Source organism: Streptomyces afghaniensis, from assembly GCF_044327915.1.
In the GTDB taxonomy this organism is placed as follows: Bacteria; Actinomycetota; Actinomycetes; order Streptomycetales; family Streptomycetaceae; genus Streptomyces; species Streptomyces afghaniensis.
Genome location: NZ_JBIRGJ010000008.1, coordinates 395,796 through 412,261 on the forward strand (window position 1 = coordinate 395,796; position 16,466 = coordinate 412,261).

Below are 16,466 nucleotides of genomic sequence, written 5' to 3' on the forward strand. Positions count from 1 at the left end.
CCGTAGGGTTCAGGTTGACGGAGGGAGACGCGGTGGGATCCAGCGCTGTGCGTGTGCAGGGGCTCTGGAAGCGGTTCGGGCAGCAGGTCGCTGTTGCCGGGGTCGATCTGGAGTTGCCCGCGGGCAAGTTCATCGGGCTGGTCGGGCCGAACGGGGCCGGGAAGACCACCACGCTGTCGATGGTGACCGGGCTGCTCAGGCCCGACCACGGGACCGTCGAGGTGGTCGGGCACGACGTGTGGCGGGACCCCGTCGAGGTGAAGGCGCGGATCGGGGTGCTGCCGGAGGGACTGCGGCTGTTCGAGCGGCTGTCGGGGCGGGAACTGCTGGCGTACACCGGGCGGTTGCGCGGACTGCCCGGTGCCGAGGTCGACAAGCGGGCCACGCAGCTCCTCGACGTCCTCGATCTGGCGGGCGCCCAGCACAAGCTCGTCGTCGACTACTCGACCGGCATGCGCAAGAAGATCGGGCTCGCCACCGCTCTCCTCCACAATCCCGAAGTGCTGTTCCTGGACGAGCCGTTCGAGGGCGTCGATCCCGTCTCCGCCCAGACCATCCGGGGCGTCCTGGAGCGGTACACCGCCTCGGGCGCCACGGTCGTGTTCTCTTCCCACGTCATGGAGCTCGTCGAGTCGCTGTGCGACTGGGTGGCCGTCATGGCCGCCGGACGGATCCGTGCGCACGGGACGCTGGCGGAAGTGCGGGGTGACGCGCCCTCGTTGCAGCGGGCGTTCCTGGAGCTCGTCGGGGCGCAGAGCCGGGACGCCGGGTCCGATCTCGACTGGCTGGGCGGCGGGTCCCGGTGAGCGACTCCACGATCACCCCCGTCTTCGTACGGCTGAAGCTGTCGCTGCTGCGCAACGGACTGCGGCAGTCCGGTGGGCGGAAGGCCGCTTACATCGCGTCGGCCGTCTGTGCCCTGTTGTTCGCCGTGCTGCAACTGATCGGGCTGATCGCGCTGCGCGGGCACGCGCACGTCGAGTCGCTGGTCGTGCTGGCGGCGGCGGTGCTGGGGCTCGGCTGGGCGGTGATGCCGCTGTTCTTCCCCAGCGGTGACGAGACGCTGGACCCGACCCGGCTGGTGATGCTGCCGCTGCGGCCCCGGCCGCTGGTGCGGGCGCTGCTCGTGGCGTCGCTGGTCGGCATCGGGCCGCTGTTCACGCTGTGCCTGCTGATCGGGTCCGTGGTCGCGGTGGCCCGGGGCGGGGCGGCGTTCGCGGTGGGCGTGGTCGCCGTCGTGCTGGCGCTGCTGGTGTGCGTGGCTCTGGCGCGGGCCGTCGCCGCCGCCAACGTACGGCTGCTGACCAGCCGCAAGGGGCGGGACCTCGCGGTGCTGAGCGGGCTCGTCATCGCGGTCGGGGCGCAGGTCGTCAACTTCGGCGCCCAGCGGCTCGGGACGTCGGGGCTGGGCGAGCTCGACCCGGTAGCGGACGTGCTCCAGTGGGTGCCGCCCGCGTCGGCCATCGGGGCCGTGCACGCGATGGGCGAGGGATCGTACGGCCTGGCCTTCGCGCAGCTGGCGCTGACGGCGGGCGCGCTGGCCGCGCTGCTCGCCGTGTGGTCACGGCATCTGACCCGGCTGATGACCTCGCCCGACGGGTCCACGCTGCCCGCCGCCGAGTCGGCCGCCCGCGAGCGCTCGTCGACCGGGCTCGGGCGGCTGCTGCCCTCGGGCCGTACGGGGACGGTGATGGAGCGCAGCCTGCGGTACGTGTGGCGCGACCCCAAGACCAAGGCGGCCTGGGTGACGTCGCTGGCCATCGGGCTGATCGTGCCGGTGTTCAACGCCTGGCAGGGCACCGGGTCCGTGTACTTCGCCTGCTTCGCCGCCGGGATGCTCGGCATCCAGATGTACAACCAGTTCGGGCAGGACACCTCGGCGTTCTGGATGGTCGCGATGACGATCTCGTCGACCCGCGACGCCTACGTCGAGCTGCGCGCCCGCGCCCTGGCCCTGCTGCTGATCACCCTGCCGTACGCCACGCTCGTCACCGTGGTGACGACCGCCATGCTCGGCGACTGGCGGCGGCTGCCCGAGGCGCTGGGGCTGTCCTTCGCGCTGCTCGGCGCGATGCTCGCGACCGGGGCGTGGACGTCGGCCCGCTTCCCCTACTCCATCCCGCAGGAGGGCTACAAGAACGTCGCCCCCGGGCAGACCGGGCTCGCCTGGATCTCCATCTTCGGCGGGATGATCGCCGCCGCCCTGCTGTGCGCGCCCGTCATCGCGCTCACGATCTGGCTGAACGTGAGCGCCGAGGGCGACGACTGGACGTGGCTGCTGCTGCCGGTGGGCGCGGGGTACGCGGCGGCGCTCACGGCGGCGGGGCTGCGGCTCGCCGCTCCGCAGACGGCCCGGCGGTTGCCGGAGATCCTGACGGCGGTCAGCAAGGGGTGACACGGGCCTTGCAGAACACCCCCTGGGGGCGTCAGTCGGTGCTCAGCGCGTCCAGGAACGGCTCGATCGCCGCGCGCCAGGCCTCCGGCTGGTCGTAGTGGACCAGGTGGCCGGCGTCGGCGACCTCCGCGTACTGCCCGCGGGGCAGGACGCGGACCATCTCCTGGGCCTCGGCCCGGCCCAGCTCGCCGTCGAGGCCGCGCACCACCAGGGCAGGGCACCGGACCTGGGCCAGCTCCTCCCAGTGCGCGTCGTACACCCACGTCTCGCGGGAGCGGAGCATCTGCTCCGGGTCGAAGACCGGACGCCAGCCGTCCGGGGACTCGGCCATCACCTCGGCGTAGAACTCGCCGCGGGCCGGGTTGGGCCGCTCCACCCAGGGGTCGTCCTCGCCGAACCACTTGCGGACGTCGGCGAGCGTGGCGAACGGCAGCGGCCAGGACTTGAACCACTGGTCCCACTCGCGCTGCGACGCGGCACCGAGCGCGGAGGCCCGCATGTCGCAGATGATCAGGCCACGGACCAGATCGGGGCGCTTGGCGGCGAGCTGCCAGGCGGTCAGCGCGCCCATGGCGTGGCCGATGAGGACGACCGGGGCGAGGCCGAGCTGTTCGAGAGCGGCCTCGGCGTCGTCGACGTAGGCGTCACGGGTGAAGGAGCCCTTGGGGGGCTTGTCGCTGCGGCCGTGGCCGCGCTGGTCGAGGGCGACCGCTCGGTACCGGCCGGAGAGCCAGCGGGCGGTGGACGCCCAGTGCGAGGCGCGGCCCATGAGGCCGTGCAGTAACAGCACGCCCGGGGAGCCGTCCGGCACGCCCCCCGCCGGATCGGACCCGGCCGGACCGGACCCGGCTGGATCGGTCTTGGGCGGGTCGCCGAACTCCCAGGCCGCGAGGCGTACGCCGCCCGTCCCGGTCACGTCGATGCGTCGCGCCATGTCCTGGCACCCCCCAAGCTTCGCGCGGACCGTGGCCTCATCGGGCCGGTCGGTCCTGTGAACCGTGTTCTGCCTGCTGTGCCTGTTGCCGTTCCTAGTGGTTCCTGCCGGAGCGCACATCCCTGTAGCGCACGTTCCGGTCGGTACGTCACCCGCAGATTATCGAATGGCCATTCGAGGATGCCGTTCTCGCGGGCAACACCCCTCGTTCGAGTGACCACCCTCGGGGATTGATCGCCTCGGTCGAGGGGAGATCTTCAGCGGGAGGCGGACCGCTCGGGGAAACCGGTCCGAGGGGAATGACCCTGAGAGCTCGGGGCTCCGGGTCAGCACAGGGGAGGACAGGCCCCGGCGCCACACGGCGCCGGGGCCCTCCACTTCTCCACGGCACATCCTTGCGCCCCCTCCCCGGCCGGGCGACATCGCTGTCGAGCCGCGGCCAAGAGCCCTCAGGTCATATGCCTCACGCGACAGCGTCGCACGGGAAGCGGGCGAGCGCTGCCATTCGACGGACTGAATCCTGGATCCGACGGGATCACGCCAATGCCACAACCACCCCACACGCAACGGGAGTTGCGGCCATCCCGGACCAGGATCCGGGCCGGGCTCAGGGCTTGGCGACGAACACGTGGGAGGCGACGTCCGACTCCAGCTCGGCCGCCTCGCCACCGCTGCCGACCAGGACACCGCCCGCCGACTCCGTCACGCTCACCACCGAGCCGGGCTGCACGCCGGCGCGCCGCAGCGTGTACATCAGCTGCGCGTCCGTCTGGATCGGCTCGCCGATCCGGCGCACCACGACCGTCTTGCCCTCGGCGCCCGGGTCGAGGCTGGCCAGCGACACCATGCCCTCGTCCAGGAACGGGTCGGCGCCGTCCTTCTCGCCGAGCTCCTCCAGGCCCGGGATCGGGTTGCCGTACGGCGACTCCGTCGGGTGCCGCAGCAGCTCCAGGACGCGGCGCTCCACGGCCTCGCTCATCACATGCTCCCAGCGGCACGCCTCGGCGTGGACCTGCTCCCACTCCAGACCGATCACGTCGACGAGCAGACACTCGGCGAGGCGGTGCTTGCGCATCACGCGCGTGGCGAGACGGCGGCCCTCGTCGGTGAGCTCCAGGTGCCGGTCGCTGGCGACGGACACCAGGCCGTCGCGCTCCATCCGCGCCACGGTCTGGCTGACCGTCGGCCCGCTCTGGTCCAGCCGCTCGGCGATACGGGCGCGCATGGGGACCACACCCTCTTCCTCCAGCTCGAGGATGGTGCGGAGATACATCTCCGTGGTGTCGATCAGTCCGGACATACGTGCCCCTCGAATGAGATCTGCCGGAGGCTGGACGGCTCACCGGCGTGTGCGCTGGCCCTGCACCCAATTCTGCCGGATACCACCGACAACCGTGCCGCGGGAGGGAAAGCGGAGGTTATCCGGGCCCGCGGCGGGGTACACCGGAGCTTTCCACAGGCCTACGGAGCGCTCTCACGCCCCCGCCGAGCTTTTCACGGCCGTATTGACACCGCACTGGTCCAGACCGCACCGTGATGCGCGACACGCACCCGAGGCCAGCCCTGAAGGGGACTCCGTATGAGCGACCGCGCGCCGGCCGGCCAGTTCCTCGACGCGGCGATCGGCCTGCTGCGGCGGGTCCGCGACGAGGAGGCCGACAGCATCGCGGCGGCCGGGACGCTCCTCGCCGACACCGTCGAGAACGGCGGCCGTCTCTTCGCCTTCGGCGCCGGGCACTCCTCGCTCGCCGCCCAGGACCTCGTCTACCGCGCCGGCGGTCTCGCCCTGATGAACCTGCTCGCCGTGCCGGGTGTCGTCGGCGTCGACGTCATGCCCGCACCGCTCGGCTCCGCCCTGGAACGCGTCGACGGCCTCGCGAGCGCCGTCCTGGACAGCTCCCCGCTCCGCGCGGGCGACGCCCTGCTGATCATCTCCCTCTCGGGGCGCAACGCCCTGCCCGTGGAGATGGCCCTGCACGCGCGCGCCCTCGGCGTGCGGGTCATCGGCGTGACGTCGGTGGCGTACGCCTCGGAGACGAAGTCGCGGCACGCCTCGGGGACGTATCTCAAGGACCACTGCGATCTCGTCCTCGACTCGAAGATCGCGGTCGGCGACGCGGAACTCACCCACGACGACGTGCCCGCCCCCTTCGCCCCGGCCTCCACGGTCGTCACCTCGGCCCTCCTCCAGGCCGTCATGGCGACGACGGCCGCCACGCTCGCCGACCGCGGCGTGGAGCCCCCGCTCCTGCGCTCCGGGAACGTCGACGGGGGCCACGACTGGAACGCGCGGGTGATGGAGCGGTACCGGGACCGGATCTTCTACCGGCACTGACAGCCGCTCACTCCTCGTCCGTCAGCCCCGCGAGATCCAGTGACGCGGCGATCCGTATCGCCACGTCCTCCGCGTACATCGCGTCGGACCGCTCGAAGGCGCTGCGCCCCGCGCCCCGCAGGAACGTCACGACGCCCAGCGTCCGCCCCCGGCTGCGCAGCACCGCGCACAGGGCGTGCACGGAGTCCGGCGGCCACTGGCGGGCCAGGGCCCACTCCCGGGCCTGCTCCGGCGGGATGGTGCCCGCGCTCGCCCGCAGCGCGCCGACCCGCTCCACGCACTGCAGGGCCGGATGCCCCTCGGCGTACCGCACCGGCAGGCCCGCGCGGTCGGCGAGCTTGCTGGGACCCGGCGCGCCGGAGGGCGTCGCGGCGACCCGCACCAGCCGTACCGGCCCCTCGGCCTCCGCGTCCGTGAGCGCGCCGCCGGCCACCCGGTCGATCAGCGCGTGGTCGGCGAAACCGGCCAGGGCGAAGTCCAGGTGGATCGTCGCGGCCTCCGCCGGGTCCTCGCACTCGGCGGCGGCACGCGAGGCCCGGTGCAGCTGCTGCGTACGGAACCGCAGCAGCGACGCCTCCTGCTCGCTCTGCTTGGCCTCCGTCACGTCCTGGAACAGCCAGCCCACGCCCAGCGGAACGGGCTCCTCCGCGAGTGGCGAGGCCAGCCGCAGGAAACCGCTGCGCCAACACCGCCGGCGCTCCCCATCGGGCGTGCGCACCGTCACCCACACCTCGGCGGGAGCGGGCGGCGCGCCCTCGGCCAGCACGTGCTGAAGCGCGCTCTCCAGCTCCTCCACGCCCTGCGCGAGCAGTTCCCCGAGCGGCCGCCCGAGCACGGACGTACGCCCCTTGCCGAGGGCCCGGGCCGCGTGCGCGTTCACCACGGCGGGCCGCAGGTCGACGTCCACGAGCACGACACCCCAGCTGGCGTCCTCGAACAACGCCTCGCTGAGCGCGATCGACCGCTCCAGGTCGATCTGCGCGTGCACCTCGCTGAAGGCGCAGTACACACCCGCGGGCTTCCCGTCAGGTCCCCGCACGGCCGCCGACTGCATCCGCACGAGCACCCGCCCGCCGTCCTTCGTCACCAGCGCGAACTCGTGGACCTGGCGCCCCGGCGCGTGCATGGCGGACAGCAGCCGTCCCTCGACCTCCTCGGCGTCCGCGCTGCGCACGGCCCACCCGGCGAGGCCCTGCCGCCCCACGGCCTCGTCCGCGGTCCATCCCAGGATGCGCTCGGCCTCGCGGTTCCAGTGCGTCACGACCCCGTCGGCGTCGAAGGCGCACAGCGCCGCGTCCATACCGTCCAGCAGCGCGGCGAGCAGATCAGAGCCGTCCGAACCGTCCCGCTCGGGCTCGGGCTCGTCCGGCCCCAGCTCGTCGGTGGTCCCACTACGCCGGGAAGCACTCACCTGGACCCCCTGCAGGCTGCGTCCGCACGTACGGCACGTCGGTTCGCTACTTGCAATCATTCAACTGGAACGTGACCCAGCGCACACCGAGTTCCCACAACATTGAAGGAATCGTTGTACGGCGGCGATCCCCACGTCAACGCCTTGAGGGCGGCCCGCCGCGGACTCAGTCGATCAACGCCACACCCCCAGTACCACTCCCGCGGCGTGCGTACACCTCGATCTCGATCTTCATCCGGGGGTCCGCGAGCCCGCACATCATCATCGTCGCGGCCGGCCGCACCTCACCGAAGCACTTCCGCAGCACCGGCCAGCACGGTTCGAAGTCCTCCCGCTCCGGCAGCAGATACCGCACCCGCACGACGTCCGCGAACGAGCACCCCGCCTTCTCCAGCGCGGCCCCTATGTTCCGCAGACACTGCTCGGCCTGCTCCACGACGTCGTCGGAGATCGTCATGTCCGTGTAGTCGAACCCGGTCGTCCCCGACACATGCACCCAGTCCCCGTCCACCACGGCCCGGGCGTATCCGATCCGCTCCTCGAACACCGAACCGCTGAGAATCGCCTGTCGCTGCGTCATGGGGTCAAGGTCTCAAAAAAACGGTTGATCCGAGGCCCGATGGTTTCTTAGGGTTCCAGGTACACGAGAAGGGAGGTGGTTCGGCAGATGTATGAGAACCGGACGCGTGAGGTGGCTGCGGGCTAGCGGCCCGACACCACACACAGTGCGGTGCCGGACCAGCACGTGAAAGAGGCGTGCAGCCGGCCCAATCTCCAGCAGTCACCCGACCCGCGAGTCGCCGGTACGTCCGGCCGGCTCCTCCTTTGGAGGACCAGGCTCGCGGGTCGTCTGCGTTTTCGGGGGTGGTCCTGAGAATCCGGCCGTGATGCGGAGGCTGGGCGCCGGGTTCGCGGCGATCGGTGATGTGCAGTTCCTGCCCGGCTATTCGGTGCTGCTGACGGACGATCCGGCGGTGGAGCGGCTGTCGGATCTGCCGCGGGGCAGGCGGCTGGCGTTTCTGGGGGACATGGAGCGGCTGGGCGAGGCCGTCGAGCGGGCCTGTCGGCGGATGGATGCGGGGTTTCGGCGAGTGAATCTGGAGATTCTCGGGAACTCCTACGCGACGCTGCACGCCCATGTATGGCCGCGATACGGCTGGGAGCCGGCGGATCTGGTGAAGCTGCCGGTGTGGCTCTATCCGCGCGAGAGGTGGAGCGAGGCGCGGTATGCGCTCGGGCCGCAGCATGACGGGCTGCGGGACGCGATCGGTGAGGAGCTTGACCGGCTCGGCGGGTGACGGCGTGCGCACGGCCGCCGCGCGGAGCCGGAGTCACTCCGTGCGACGGCCGTGCGGCGCTTTCGGGTCAGTGGGCGATGTCCTCGTAGCCCTCGATGTCGTGGGGGTCGCGGGTGCCCGGGCCCACGTAGCGGGCCGAGGGGCGGACCAGGCGGCCGGTGCGCTTCTGCTCCAGGATGTGGGCGGACCAGCCGGCCGTGCGGGCGCAGGTGAACATGGACGTGAACATGTGGGCCGGGACCTCGGCGAAGTCCAGGACGATGGCTGCCCAGAACTCGACGTTGGTGGCGAGCACCCGGTCGGGCCGACGGGCGTGGAGTTCCGCCAGGGCCGCCTTCTCCAGGGCCTCGGCGACCTCGAAGCGCGGGGCGCCCAGTTCGCGGGCCGTGCGGCGCAGGACCCTCGCCCTCGGGTCCTCGGCGCGGTAGACGCGGTGGCCGAAGCCCATGAGGCGTTCGCCCTTGTCGAGCGCGTTCTTGACGTAGCCCTCGGCGTCTCCCGTGCGCTCGATCTCCTCGATCATGCCGAGGACGCGGGAGGGGGCGCCGCCGTGCAGGGGGCCGGACATCGCGCCCACCGCGCCGGAGAGCGCGGCCGCGACGTCCGCGCCGGTCGACGCGATGACCCTGGCCGTGAACGTGGACGCGTTCATGCCGTGTTCCGCGGCGCTCGTCCAGTACGCGTCCACCGCCGCCACGTGCTTCGGGTCCGGCTCGCCCCGCCAGCGGATCATGAAGCGCTCGACGACGGAGTGGGCCTTGTCGATCTCGCGCTGCGGGACCATCGGCAGGCCCTGGCCGCGGGCCGACTGCGCGACGTAGGACAGGGCCATGACGGCCGCCCGGGCCAGGTCCGCGCGGGCCTGCTCGGCATCGATGTCCAGGAGGGGTTTCAGGCCCCAGACGGGTGCGAGCATGGCCAGGGCCGACTGCACGTCGACGCGGATGTCGCCGGAGTGGACGGGGATGGGGAACGGCTCGGCGGGCGGCAGGCCGGGGTTGAAGGCGCCGTCGACGAGCAGGCCCCAGACGTTGCCGAAGGAGACGTGGCCGACGAGGTCCTCGATGTCGACGCCCCGGTACCGGAGTGCGCCGCCCTCCTTATCCGGTTCGGCGATCTCCGTCTCGAACGCGACGATTCCCTCGAGCCCGGGTACGAAGTCGGACATCAGGCGGCTCCTCGTGGTGTAAGTGACAGATGGTGTGATGTGGGGTGGGACGAACGAACCATGTGTCAGTCAGCTTGCGAAGCGGGCGGCCGTCCGGTGGATCCACGGTCTTGTACGGCGACTCGCGGTCCTGGCCGGTCTCCCCTGTGATGCCCCGTGCGGCTGGCGGTCACCCAACCGGAACGGCACGGAAACGATATCCCCGAGTGCCACCGTTGGGGAGGGTTCACGGCACTCAGTGCCAGGCAGTGACGAAGGACACCGTCCATACGGCAAGATGACCGGGTGACCGACCGCGACGCCGTCCCCTACGACCTGGCCTCGATGCGCAAGCAGTACCGGGCCGAGGGCCTCTCCGAGAACGAGCTGGCCGCCAGCCCCGTCGAGCAGTTCGCGCGCTGGTTCAAGCAGGCCGCGACGGACGGCGGGCTGTTCGAGCCGAACGCCATGATCGTCTCGACGGCCGACGCCGAGGGCCGCCCCAGCTCCCGCACGGTGCTGCTGAAGCACTTCGACGAACAGGGCTTCGTCTTCTACACGAACTACGACTCCCGCAAGGCCCGTGACCTGGCGGAGAACCCGTACGTCTCGCTGCTGTTCCCCTGGCATCCGATGGCCCGGCAGGTCATCGTGTCCGGGGTCGCGCGGCGTACCGGGCGGGACGAGACGGCGGCGTACTTCCGGACCCGGCCGCACGGATCGCAGCTGGGTGCCTGGGCCAGCGCCCAGTCCTCGGTGATCGCCACCCGCGCGGACATCGACGGCTCGTACGCCGAACTGGCCGCCCGCTACCCCGAGGGCGAGCAGGTCCCCGTGCCCCCGCACTGGGGCGGCTTCCGGGTGGCCCCGCAGACGGTGGAGTTCTGGCAGGGCCGCGAGAACCGGCTGCACGACCGGTTGCGGTACGTGGAGCGGGCCGACGGGAGCTGGCGCGTGGAGCGGCTCAGTCCCTGACGCCGCCGAGCGCCCCCTCCAGCAGCCCCGCCCACTGCTCGACCACCCGTTCCCGGCGGGCCGCGTCGTCCGTGAGGAGGTTGGCCAGGCCCAGGCCGCGGGCCATGTCGAGGAGGCCCTGGACGGTTTCGCGGACGCCCGGGACGGATTCGTCGGCGGACAGCAGGTCGACGGCTATGCGGTGGGTCTCGCGGCCCACACGGGATTCGAGTTCGGTGACGCGGGCGCGGAGCTGGTCCTCGTTGGAGGCGGCCACCCAGAGGTGGAGGGCCGCGCGGAACAGCGGTCCCGTGTAGAGGTCGACCAGGGCCGCGACGACCGCGTGCCGGTCTCCGGCCGCGCCCTCGGGGAACAGGGCGCGCAGGGCCGTGGAGCGTTCCTCGGCGACGTACTCGACAGCCGCCGTGAAGAGGTCCTCGCGGGTCGGGAAGTGGTGCTGGGCGGCGCCGCGGGAGACGCCGGCGCGTTCGGCGACGACGGAGACGGTGGATCCGGCCCAGCCGTGTTCGGCGAGGCAGGACACGGCGGCTTCCAGGAGCCGCTGCCGGGTGGCTCGGCTGCGGTCCTGCTTGGGGACTCGCTCCGCACGATCGACCGTGCTCACACCGCCCATGTCCTCACACCACCCATGCCGGATCCCGTCGTTCGAGGAAGGCCGTCATCCCCTCGCGGGCCTGCGGGGAGGAGAACAGCCGGGCCGAGAGCGCGGTCAGGACGGCCGCGTCCCGGTCGAAGGCTTCCAGCACCCTAGCCGTGAGCAGCCGTTTCGTCTCGGCCAGGGCGTCGGGGGCTGATTTGCGCAGGCCGTCCAGGATGGGGGCCAGTGCGGTGTCGACGTCGTCGGCGTGGGTGGTGAGGAGGCCTGTGCGGGCTGCCTCCGCCGCGTCGAAGCGTTCGCCGGTGAGGTAGTAGCGGGACAGGGCGCGCGGGTCCGTGCGCGGCAGCAGCGGCAGGGAGATGACCGCGGGGGCGACGCCGATGCGGACCTCCGTGAAGGCGAAGGTGGCCTCGGTGGAGGCGACCGCGATGTCGCAGGCGGCCAGCAGGCCGAGACCGCCCGCGCGGACGTGGCCCGTCACCCGGGCGACGACCGGTTTGGGCAGTTCGATGATCTGGCGGAGCAGGGCGACCAGGGCTTCGGGGGGCGGGGGGTCCTTGAGGTCCGCGCCGGCGCTGAAGGTGTTCCCGGTGTGGGTCAGGACGACCGCGCGGACACCGGTGTCCTGGCCGGCGTCCGTGAGCGCGTCGGCCAGTTCGCCGACGAGGGCCGCCGAGAGGGCGTTGCGGTTGTGGGGCGAGTCGAGGGTGAGGGTTTCCACGGCACGCGCGCGTGCCCGGGCGACCAGGGTCATGCGCGCTCCCTGAGCTGTCGGCGGAGGATCTTGCCGGAGGCCGCCCGGGGAACGCCGTCGATGAAGGTGACGTGCCGGATCCGCTTGTAGGGGGCCACACGCTCGGCGACGTACATCATGATCTCCGCCTCGGAGAGGTCGGTGCGGGCCGGCCGGCGGACCACGTACGCGTGCGGGATCTCGTTGCCGTCGTCGTTGTACGTGCCGATGACGGCGGCGTCGGCGATGCCCGGGTGGGTGAGCAGCAGGGCCTCCAGCTCGGCCGGGGCCACCTGGAAGCCCTTGTACTTGATGAGTTCCTTGACGCGGTCGACGACGAACAGCCAGCCGTCCTCGTCCACGTGCCCGACGTCGCCGGTGTGCAGCCAGCCGTCGCTGTCGATCATCGCGGTGGTGGCGTCGGGGCGGCCGAGGTAGCCCTTCATGACCTGGGGGCCGCGGATGAGGATCTCGCCGGACTCGCCGGCGGGGAGGTCCTTGCCGGGGTCGTCGAGGGAGACGATGCGCATCTCGGTGCCGGCGATGAGCTTGCCGACGGTGCCGGGCGGCGCGTCGCTCATCGCGTCCAGCGGGACGACGTGCGTGCCGGGCGACAGTTCCGTCATGCCGTAGGCCTGGCCGACGGGCGGCAGCCCGAGCCGCTCGGAGCAGGCGGCGGCGAGGCGGGCGTCCAGGGGCGCGGCGGCGCTGATGACGTACTTCAGCGACGACAGGTCGTACTGCGCGACGGCCGGGTGCTTGGCGAGGGCGAGCACGATCGGCGGGGCCACGTACAGGGCGGTGATGCGGTGGTTCTGGATGGCCGCGAGGAACTGCTCCAGGTCGAAGCGGGGCAGCACGACGACGGTGGCGCCCTGCCGCAGGGGCGCGTTCATCAGGGCCGTGAGGCCGTAGATGTGGAAGAAGGGCAGCACCGCCAGGACACGGTCGCCCGGGCCCGCGGGTATCGCGGGGTCGAGCTGGGCGAGGTTGGTGGCGATCTGCCGATGCGTGAGCATCACGCCCTTGGGCGTGCCGGTGGTCCCGGAGGAGTACGGCAGCGCCGCCACGTCCTCCACGGGGTCGATGGCGACCTGCGGCTCGGGCGCGGCGGAGGCCAGCATGTCGATCAGGGAGCGGTGTCCGGTCGCGCTGTCGCACACGAAGATCTCGTGTACGCCGCCCGCGAGTTCGGCGGCCCGGCGGGCGATGTCCAGCAGCGGTGAGACGGTGATGATCCAGCGGGCCGCGCAGTCCGTCAGCTGCTTGGCGAACTCCTGGGCCGTGGCGAGCGGGTGCACGGTGGTGACGGTGGCTCCCGCGCGCGTGGCGGCGTAGAACGCGGTCGGGAAGGCGATGGTGTTGGGGCTGTGCAGGGCGAGGACGTCGCCCTTGCGGACCCCCGCCTCGGCGAGGGCGGCGGCGACGCGCCGGTGGAACCGGTCCACCTGCTCGTACGAGAGGGTGGTGCCGTCGGTGCCGTCGATGAGGGCCGGGATGTCGCCGAACTCGGCGGCCCGGGCCAGGACGGCGTCGTGGATGGGGAGGTCGACGGGCGGGACGTCTGCGTACTCGCTGCGGAACATGGTTCCTCCTCGCGCGCGGGCCGTCTCAGTACGACTTGGGCAGGCCCAGGGTCTGGTGGGAGACGTAGTTGAGAATCATCTCCCGGCTGACCGGGGCAATACGAGCCACCCGCGCGGCCGTTATCAGCGAGGCCAGACCGAACTCGCGGGTGAGGCCGTTGCCGCCGAGGGTGTGCACGGCCTGGTCCACGGCCTTCACACAGGCCTCCCCCGCCGCGTACTTCGCCATGTTGGCGGCCTCACCGGCGCCCATGTCGTCACCGGCGTCGTAGAGACGGGCCGCCTTCTGCATCATCAGGCGTGCGAGTTCGAGGTCGATGTGAGCCTGTGCCAGGGGGTGGGCGATCGCCTGGTGGGCGCCGATGGGGGTGTCCCAGACCTGCCGGTCGCGGGCGTACTCCACGGCTTTCGCCAGGGCGTAGCGGCCCATGCCGATCGCGAAGGCGGCCGTCATGATGCGCTCGGGGTTGAGGCCGGCGAAGAGCTGGAGGAGCCCTGCGTCCTCGTCGCCGACGAGCGCGTCGGCGGGCAGCCGTACGTCGTCCAGCGTCAGCTCGAACTGCTTCTCTGCGGCGGCGAGTTCCATGTCGATGGGGCGGCGGGTGAAGCCGGGTGCGTCGCGCGGGACGATGAACAGGCAGGGCTTGAGGCGGCCGGTGCGGGCGTCCTCCGTGCGGCCGACGATCAGGGTCGCGTCCGCGAGGTCGACGCCGGAGATGAAGACCTTGCGGCCGGTGAGGATCCAGTCTCCGGTGTCCTGGTCGCGGCGTGCCGTGGTGGTGATGCGGTGACTGTTGGAGCCGGCGTCGGGTTCGGTGATGCCGAAGGCCATGAGGCGGGAGCCGTCCGCCAGGGCGGGGAGCCAGTGCTGTTTCTGGGCGTCCGTGCCGAAGCGGGCTATCACCGTGCCGCAGATGGCGGGTGAGACGACCAGCATGAGGAGGGGGCAGCCGGCCGCGCCGAGTTCTTCCAGGACGATGGAGAGTTCGGAGATGCCGCCGCCTCCGCCGCCGTGTTCCTCCGGGAGGTTGACGCCGAGGTAGCCGAGTTTTCCTGCTTCTGACCAGAGTTGGGTGGGGTCGCTGCCGCGGCCGTGGCGGTTGCCGAGTGCGGAGACGGCTTGGCGTAGGGCTTTGTGGTCTTCGGTGTCCATGGGGAGTCCTTTCGGGTGCGGGCCGTACGTGGCTGGTCGCGCAGTTCCCCGCGCCCCTAAGAGGTTTCTGTCACCACCGCCAGGAGTGCGCCCGGCTCTACTTGCTGTCCGGGTACGACACACAGCTCACTCAGCGTTCCTGTGACGGGTGCTGTGATCTTGTGCTGCATCTTCATCGCCTCCAGCCACAGCAGGGGCTCCCCGGCCTTGACGGGTGTGCCCGCGGTCAGGCCGTCGGCCACTCGGACGACCGTGCCCGGCATGGGGGCCAGGAGGGAGCCGGGGGCGTGCTGGGCCGCCGGGTCGGGGAAGCGGGGCAGGGCCGTCAGGGCGGTGTCGTTCACGTGGACCTGGTCGCCGTAGCGGGCCACCTCGAACTTGCGCCGTACTCCGTCGACTTCGAGGACGACGAGGTGCGCGTCGGCATGTACCACCCGTACGCCGTCCGCCTCCAGGCCCGTGCGCGTGTGCCGGTAGTGGACCTCGTGCTCCTGCCCCGCCATCGCGTAGCGCTTGGTCTGCGGCTGCGAGGGGACGTTGCGCCAGCCGCCGAAGCGGGAGCGGCCCCGGGCGTCGGCGAGGGCGGCTGCCAGGGGGGCGTGCGGGTCGGGGGACGGCTCGGTCAGGTCCGGCAGGTGGCGGTCGTAGAAGCCGGTGTCCATGCGGGCCTCGGTGAACTCCGGGTGACGCAGGGAACGGACGAGGAGGTCGCGGTTGGTGACGGGGCCGTGGATCACGGCCCGTTCCAGCGCTGAGGCGAGCTTGCGGACGGCCTCCGCGCGTGTGGGGGCGTGGGCTACGGCCTTGGCCAGCATGGGGTCGTAGTGGACGCCGATGTCGTCGCCGTCGGTGTAGCCGGTGTCGAGGCGGATGCCCTCGGGCAGCGCGAGGCGGTGCAGACGGCCGGTCTGCGGGGACCAGTCGCGGGACGGGTCCTCGGCGTAGAGGCGGGCCTCCACGGCGTGGCCACGCGCGCGTGGAGGGGTGCTGTCGAGGGGGTGGCCCTCGGCGATGCGGATCTGCTCGGCGACCAGATCGAGGCCGAAGACCGCTTCCGTCACCGGGTGTTCGACCTGGAGGCGGGTGTTCATCTCCAGGAAGTGGGCCCTGCCGTCGGCGACGAGGAACTCGACCGTGCCGGCGCCCACGTAGTCGACGGCTCGGGCGGCCCGTACGGCGAGGGCGCTCAGCTCCTCCTGGAGTTCCCCGGGGAGGCCGGGTGCGGGGGCCTCCTCGACGACCTTCTGGTGGCGGCGCTGGAGGGAGCAGTCGCGGGTGCCGAGCGGCCAGACGGTGCCGTGGGTGTCGGCGAGGATCTGCACCTCGACGTGGCGGCCGTTCTCCACGTACGGCTCGACGAAGACCTCGCCGTCGCCGAAGGCGCTCGCCGCCTCGGCGCGTGCGGCGGCCAACTCGGCGTCCAGGTCCGCCAGGTGCCGTACGACGCGCATGCCGCGACCGCCGCCGCCCGCCGCCGCCTTCACCAGCACCGGGAGGTCGGCCTCGGTGACGTCGGTGAGGGGCTTCAGTCCCATGAGCCGCTTGGCGCGGGTCTTGGACGCCATCGCCTCGATGGCGTCCGGGGGCGGTCCGATCCAGACCAGGCCCGCGTCCAGGACGGCCCGGGCGAAGCCGGCGTTCTCGGAGAGGAAGCCGTAGCCGGGGTGCACGGCGTCCGCGCCGGCCGCGACGGCCGCCTTCACGATCAGGTCGCCGCGCAGGTAGGTGTCGGCGGGCGCGGTCCCCGGCAGCCGTACGCCCGTGTCGGCCACGCGCGCGTGCAGGGCGTTTCCGTCGGCGTCCGAGTGGACGGCGACCGTGCGGATGCCGAGCTCGCGGCAGGTGCGGAAGACCCGGCAGGCTATCTCGCCCCGGTTGGCGACCAGCACAGAAGTGATCAC

15 protein-coding genes are annotated in these 16,466 nt (G+C 72.0%); 5 read left to right on the forward strand and 10 right to left on the reverse strand.

The genetic code is table 11. From position 1 onward, the window contains the following. The first annotated feature begins 14 nt into the window (after positions 1-14). A complete protein-coding gene (locus ACH4G3_RS30670) occupies positions 15-806 on the forward strand; it encodes an ABC transporter ATP-binding protein (protein ID WP_029180890.1) in 792 nt (263 codons plus the stop codon). Next, positions 803-2,395, forward strand: a complete 1,593-nt coding sequence (locus ACH4G3_RS30675; RefSeq protein WP_397627559.1) for a transporter — start codon at positions 803-805, stop codon at positions 2,393-2,395. The genes ACH4G3_RS30670 and ACH4G3_RS30675 overlap by 4 nt, the downstream gene beginning before the upstream one ends. 31 nt (positions 2,396-2,426) lie before the next feature. Here ACH4G3_RS30675 and ACH4G3_RS30680 read toward each other — a convergent pair whose 3' ends face one another. Then, the gene (locus ACH4G3_RS30680) at positions 2,427-3,329 is read right to left on the reverse strand and encodes an alpha/beta fold hydrolase (protein ID WP_397627560.1); all 903 of its coding nucleotides are present in this window, start codon (positions 3,327-3,329) and stop codon (positions 2,427-2,429) included. Between the two features lie 607 nt (positions 3,330-3,936). Further along, a complete protein-coding gene (locus tag ACH4G3_RS30685; RefSeq protein WP_010035781.1) occupies positions 3,937-4,629 on the reverse strand; it encodes an iron-dependent transcriptional repressor DtxR in 693 nt (230 codons plus the stop codon). 279 nt (positions 4,630-4,908) lie between these two features. On the opposite strand from ACH4G3_RS30685, the gene ACH4G3_RS30690 reads away from it, so the two are divergent. Beyond that, entirely contained in the window at positions 4,909-5,664 is a 756-nt protein-coding gene (locus tag ACH4G3_RS30690) for an SIS domain-containing protein (protein ID WP_020276330.1), read from the forward strand. Positions 5,665-5,671: 7 nt separating this feature from the next. Here ACH4G3_RS30690 and ACH4G3_RS30695 read toward each other — a convergent pair whose 3' ends face one another. Further along, the gene (locus tag ACH4G3_RS30695) at positions 5,672-7,075 is read right to left on the reverse strand and encodes a PAS domain-containing protein (RefSeq protein WP_397627561.1); all 1,404 of its coding nucleotides are present in this window, start codon (positions 7,073-7,075) and stop codon (positions 5,672-5,674) included. Positions 7,076-7,241: 166 nt separating this feature from the next. After that, positions 7,242-7,655, reverse strand: coding sequence for a RidA family protein (locus tag ACH4G3_RS30700; protein ID WP_020276332.1), 414 nt, complete (start codon positions 7,653-7,655; stop codon positions 7,242-7,244). Between the two features lie 307 nt (positions 7,656-7,962). Between ACH4G3_RS30700 and ACH4G3_RS30705 the strand changes: the two genes are divergently transcribed. Further along, positions 7,963-8,373 carry a diadenosine tetraphosphate hydrolase gene (locus tag ACH4G3_RS30705; protein WP_397627776.1) on the forward strand — a complete coding sequence of 137 codons (411 nt, stop codon included), beginning with the start codon at positions 7,963-7,965 and terminating at the stop codon, positions 8,371-8,373. A gap of 67 nt (positions 8,374-8,440) precedes the next feature. Here ACH4G3_RS30705 and ACH4G3_RS30710 read toward each other — a convergent pair whose 3' ends face one another. Further along, positions 8,441-9,541, reverse strand: a complete 1,101-nt coding sequence (locus tag ACH4G3_RS30710) for a citrate synthase 2 (RefSeq protein ID WP_397627562.1) — start codon at positions 9,539-9,541, stop codon at positions 8,441-8,443. Between the two features lie 285 nt (positions 9,542-9,826). Here ACH4G3_RS30710 and pdxH point away from each other — a divergent pair, with 285 nt between their 5' ends. Then, the gene (pdxH, locus tag ACH4G3_RS30715) at positions 9,827-10,495 is read left to right on the forward strand and encodes a pyridoxamine 5'-phosphate oxidase (RefSeq protein ID WP_397627563.1); all 669 of its coding nucleotides are present in this window, start codon (positions 9,827-9,829) and stop codon (positions 10,493-10,495) included. On the opposite strand, the gene ACH4G3_RS30720 is transcribed toward pdxH, so the two are convergent. From ACH4G3_RS30720 to ACH4G3_RS30740, 5 genes are read right to left on the reverse strand one after another with little or no spacing between them, the layout of a single operon-like run. Then, positions 10,485-11,108: a TetR/AcrR family transcriptional regulator gene (locus tag ACH4G3_RS30720; protein ID WP_397627564.1), complete on the reverse strand. Its 624-nt coding sequence runs from the start codon at positions 11,106-11,108 to the stop codon at positions 10,485-10,487. The genes pdxH and ACH4G3_RS30720 overlap by 11 nt on opposite strands. A 4-nt stretch (positions 11,109-11,112) precedes the next feature. Continuing rightward, entirely contained in the window at positions 11,113-11,847 is a 735-nt protein-coding gene (locus ACH4G3_RS30725) for an enoyl-CoA hydratase family protein (protein WP_397627565.1), read from the reverse strand. Then, positions 11,844-13,412, reverse strand: a complete 1,569-nt coding sequence (locus ACH4G3_RS30730) for a 4-coumarate--CoA ligase family protein (protein WP_397627566.1) — start codon at positions 13,410-13,412, stop codon at positions 11,844-11,846. Before ACH4G3_RS30730 ends, ACH4G3_RS30725 begins: the two co-directional genes overlap by 4 nt. Positions 13,413-13,437: 25 nt before the next feature. Further along, the gene (locus ACH4G3_RS30735) at positions 13,438-14,565 is read right to left on the reverse strand and encodes an acyl-CoA dehydrogenase family protein (RefSeq protein WP_397627567.1); all 1,128 of its coding nucleotides are present in this window, start codon (positions 14,563-14,565) and stop codon (positions 13,438-13,440) included. 56 nt (positions 14,566-14,621) lie between these two features. Further along, positions 14,622-16,466 (reverse strand): acetyl/propionyl/methylcrotonyl-CoA carboxylase subunit alpha, encoded by a 1,845-nt coding sequence (locus ACH4G3_RS30740; RefSeq protein WP_397627568.1) that lies wholly within the window; start codon positions 16,464-16,466, stop codon positions 14,622-14,624.